The 3,989-nt window shown below is 74.3% G+C and carries 3 protein-coding genes; 2 read left to right on the plus strand and 1 reads right to left on the minus strand.

Going from position 1 to position 3,989, the window contains the following annotated elements; genetic code table 11:
• On the minus strand, positions 1-1,119 hold a 1,119-nt coding region (locus tag ACJA3G_RS32035), incomplete at its 3' end, for an RNA polymerase sigma factor (RefSeq protein ID WP_406556549.1).
• A gap of 262 nt (positions 1,120-1,381) precedes the next feature.
• Here ACJA3G_RS32035 and radA point away from each other — a divergent pair.
• Entirely contained in the window at positions 1,382-2,791 is a 1,410-nt protein-coding gene (gene radA / locus ACJA3G_RS32040) for a DNA repair protein RadA (RefSeq protein WP_358836337.1), read from the plus strand.
• Between the two features lie 36 nt (positions 2,792-2,827).
• Positions 2,828-3,952, plus strand: coding sequence for a DNA integrity scanning diadenylate cyclase DisA (gene disA / locus ACJA3G_RS32045; protein ID WP_406556550.1), 1,125 nt, complete (start codon positions 2,828-2,830; stop codon positions 3,950-3,952).
• Positions 3,953-3,989: the final 37 nt, after the last annotated feature.

Genomic DNA, 3,989 nt, shown 5'->3' on the forward strand with positions numbered 1-3,989 from the left:
GGGGTCGGGGTCGGTGCGGGCGTTGCCCGCGTTCTCGTAGCGCTCGTACGGGAGCCCCGCCGGGCCGTTGTCGGCCTCACTGGCGGTGATCTTGGCGCCGTCGGGGGCCTCGCCGGTCGCGGGGGCGCCCCGGTAGGCGGCCCAGAGCGCGAAGGCGGGCGCGGCCACGACCGTGGCCACCACCGTGGTGGTCACGGCACGCGCGCGCAGCCGGTCCCGGCGGGCCGCCCGGTCCTTGGGGTCCATCGGGAAGCCGGACCGGTCGAAGCGGGGGCCGCTGCCGCGGGTCCGGGGGACGTGGAGCATCGCCGCGTACGCCTCCGCGCGCGGGGCCTCGACCAGCGGCAGGGCGGCCGGGGTGACCGAGGAGCCCGGCCAGGGTCCGGCGGCGCCCGCGCGCTCGGCGGCGCGGCGGCAGCGCGGGCAGTCGTCGACGTGCCGGACCAGCTCGCGGCGGAGGGCGGCCGAGAGCAGCACCTCGTGGTCGCCGATGAGCCGGGCCACCGCCGGGCAGCCGCCGGTCTCGACGACGGCCAGCGCGGCCCGGGTCCGCTCGACCTCGCAGGCGCCGGCGGCGAGCAGCTCGCGGGCGGCCGGGTAGCTCATGCCGAGGACGGCGGCGACCTCGCGCGGGCCGAGCCGGTGGCGGACGGCGAGCTCCAGGGCCTCGCGCTGCTCGGGTGTGGTGCCGGCGGCCTCGGGCCAGGCGAGCAGCGCCAGTTCGCGGTGCCGGCGCTCGGCCTCCTCGGGGGCGGGCGAGGCGGCGGGGTCCTGCTCGGAGGGCTGCGGGCGGCCGGTGTGGGCGCCCTTGCGCGCGCGTCTGCGCTCGGCGAGCTTGCGCAGACAGGACCAGCGCGCCAGCGCGTACAGCCACGCCTTGCGCTCGGCCTCGGGGTCGGGGCAGCGCGCGTGCTGCCGCTCGGAGACGGCCAGGACGTCACCGAGGGCGTGGACGGCCTCGTCGTGGTCGCAGAGCACGGACAGGCAGTACGTGAACAGGCCGTCGAGATACGCCTCGTAGCGCGCGGGCGGGCGCTGGGTCAACGTCCGGGGCGCGCCGCGCTGGGCCCGGTGTGCGCCGGTGGTGTGCGTGGGGTGATCCAGACCGCTGCTCTTCACCCGGCGAAGGTAGGCGCAGGATCCCGTGTCCTTCGTGCCGCTTGAGCACTTTTACTCCTTACGGGTGAATGTATCCCTCAAAAGGGGACAGGAACCTTGCCTTCCATCGCGGAGGCTTGCCTTCCCCGGTGCGGAACGTTGCCTTCCTCCATGTGGGGGAACGCCCTACGGCCTTGTGGGGGAACGGCCCGCGGCGGCGGACGCGGGCCGCGCGGGGCCGCCGCCGGGCGGCGCTGTCAGTGGCCGCCGCTACGGTGACGTCATGGCTACCCGTACGAAATCCGCGAAGGACCGGCCGTCCTACCGCTGCACCGAATGCGGCTGGACGACCGCCAAGTGGCTCGGCCGCTGCCCCGAGTGCCAGGCCTGGGGGACGGTCGAGGAGTACGGCGCGCCCGCGGTGCGGACGACGGCCGCGGGCCGGGTCTCCACCGCCGCGCTGCCGATCGGCCAGGTGGACGCCCGCCAGGCCACCGCCCGCTCGACCGGCGTCGCCGAGCTGGACCGCGTCCTCGGCGGCGGGCTCGTGCCGGGCGCGGTGGTGCTGCTCGCCGGGGAGCCGGGCGTCGGCAAGTCCACGCTGCTGCTCGACGTCGCCGCCAAGGCGGCCCGCGAGGAGCACCCCACGCTGTATGTGACGGGTGAGGAGTCCGCGAGCCAGGTCCGGCTGCGGGCCGACCGGATCAACGCCCTCAACGACCATCTGTACCTGGCGGCGGAGACGGACCTCTCCGCGGTCCTGGGCCATCTGGACGCGGTCAAGCCGTCCCTGCTCGTCCTCGACTCCGTACAGACGGTGGCCTCTCCGGAGATCGACGGGGCGCCCGGCGGCATGGCGCAGGTGCGCGAGGTGGCGGGCGCGCTGATCCGGGCGTCCAAGGAGCGCGGGATGGCGACGCTCCTGGTCGGCCATGTGACCAAGGACGGGGCTATCGCGGGCCCCCGTCTGCTCGAACACCTCGTGGACGTGGTCCTCTCCTTCGAGGGCGACCGGCACGCGCGCCTGCGCCTGGTGCGCGGCGTGAAGAACCGGTACGGGGCGACGGACGAGGTGGGCTGCTTCGAGCTGCACGACGAGGGCATCACGGGCCTGACCGACCCCTCGGGCCTCTTCCTCACCCGTCGGGACGAGCCCGTGCCGGGTACGTGTCTGACGGTGACCCTGGAGGGCCGCAGGCCCCTGGTGGCCGAGGTCCAGGCGCTCACCGTGGACTCGCAGATCCCCTCGCCCCGGCGCACCACCTCCGGCCTGGAGACCTCCCGGGTCTCGATGATGCTGGCGGTCCTGGAGCAGCGCGGGCGGATCACGGCGCTGGGCAAGCGCGACATCTACAGCGCCACCGTCGGCGGCGTGAAGCTCTCCGAGCCCGCGGCGGACCTGGCGATCGCCCTCGCGCTGGCGTCGGCGGCGAGCGACACCCCGCTGCCGAAGAACCTGGTGGCGATCGGTGAGGTGGGGCTCGCGGGCGAGGTCAGAAGGGTCACGGGCGTCCAGCGCCGGCTGGCCGAGGCCCACCGGCTGGGGTTCACGCACGCGCTGGTGCCGTCCGACCCCGGGAAGGTCCCGGCCGGTATGAAGGTCACGGAAGTCGCCGACATGGGGGACGCGCTGCGGGTGCTGCCGCGCGGGCGTCGGGCCGAGGCCCCGCGGGCGGAGGAGGAGCGCCGGTAGACTTTGCCGTCGAACGTCTGCGACCGGAGGAGTGCAGTGGCAGCCAACGACCGGGCAGCGGGATCCGGAAAGTCCGGCACAGGCTCCGGCAACGAAGCGCTGATGCGTGCCGCGCTGAGCGCGGTCGCGCCCGGCACCGCACTCCGTGACGGCCTGGAGCGCATCCTGCGGGGCAACACGGGCGGCCTGATCGTCCTCGGCCTCGACAAGACGGTGGACTCGATGTGCACGGGCGGCTTCGTCCTGGACGTCGAGTTCGCCGCGACGCGCCTGCGCGAGCTGTGCAAGCTGGACGGCGCGCTGGTCCTGGACAAGGACATCACCAAGATCCACCGGGCCGGGGTCCAGCTGGTCCCCGACGCGGGCATCCCCACCGACGAGACGGGCACCCGCCACCGCACGGCGGACCGGGTCTCCAAGCAGTGCAACTTCCCGGTGGTCTCGGTCTCGCAGTCCATGCGCCTGATCGCGCTGTACGTGAACGGGGAGCGCCGGGTCCTGGAGGAGTCGGCGGCGATCCTCTCGCGGGCGAACCAGGCGCTGGCGACGCTGGAGCGCTACAAGCTGCGCCTGGACGAGGTGGCCGGCACGCTCTCCGCCCTGGAGATCGAGGACCTGGTGACGGTCCGGGACGTCACGGCCGTCGCCCAGCGCCTGGAGATGGTCCGCCGGATCGCCACGGAAATCGCCGAGTACGTGGTGGAGTTGGGCACCGACGGCCGGCTGCTCTCGCTCCAGCTCGACGAGCTGATCGCGGGCGTCGAGCCCGAGCGGGAGCTGGTGGTCCGGGACTATGTGCCGGAGCCGACGGCGAAGCGCTCGCGGACGGTGGCCGAGGCGCTGACGGAGCTGAACGACCTCACCCACGCGGAGCTGCTCGAACTGCCCATAGTGGCGAGAGCGCTGGGCTACAGCGGATCGCCCGAGACGCTCGACTCCGCGGTCTCGCCCCGCGGGTACCGCCTGCTGGCCAAGGTGCCCCGGCTGCCGGGCGCGATCATCGAACGCCTGGTGGAGCACTTCGGCGGCCTCCAGAAGCTGCTGGCGGCGTCGGTGGACGACCTCCAGACCGTCGACGGGGTCGGCGAGGCGCGGGCGCGGAGCGTGCGCGAGGGGCTCTCGCGGCTGGCGGAGTCGTCGATCCTGGAGCGGTACGTGTAGGTGCGTGCGGGTGCGTGCGGGTGGGGTGCACCTGGTG

Origin of the sequence: Streptomyces sp. YS-3 (assembly GCF_045257485.1) — a bacterium.
In the GTDB taxonomy this organism is placed as follows: domain Bacteria; phylum Actinomycetota; class Actinomycetes; order Streptomycetales; family Streptomycetaceae; genus Streptomyces.

Bases quoted from the DNA above. Each gene is read 5' to 3' on its own strand.
- radA (WP_358836337.1), top strand. From the start codon at position 1,382: ATGGCTACCCGTACGAAATCCGCGAAGGACCGGCCGTCCTACCGCTGC.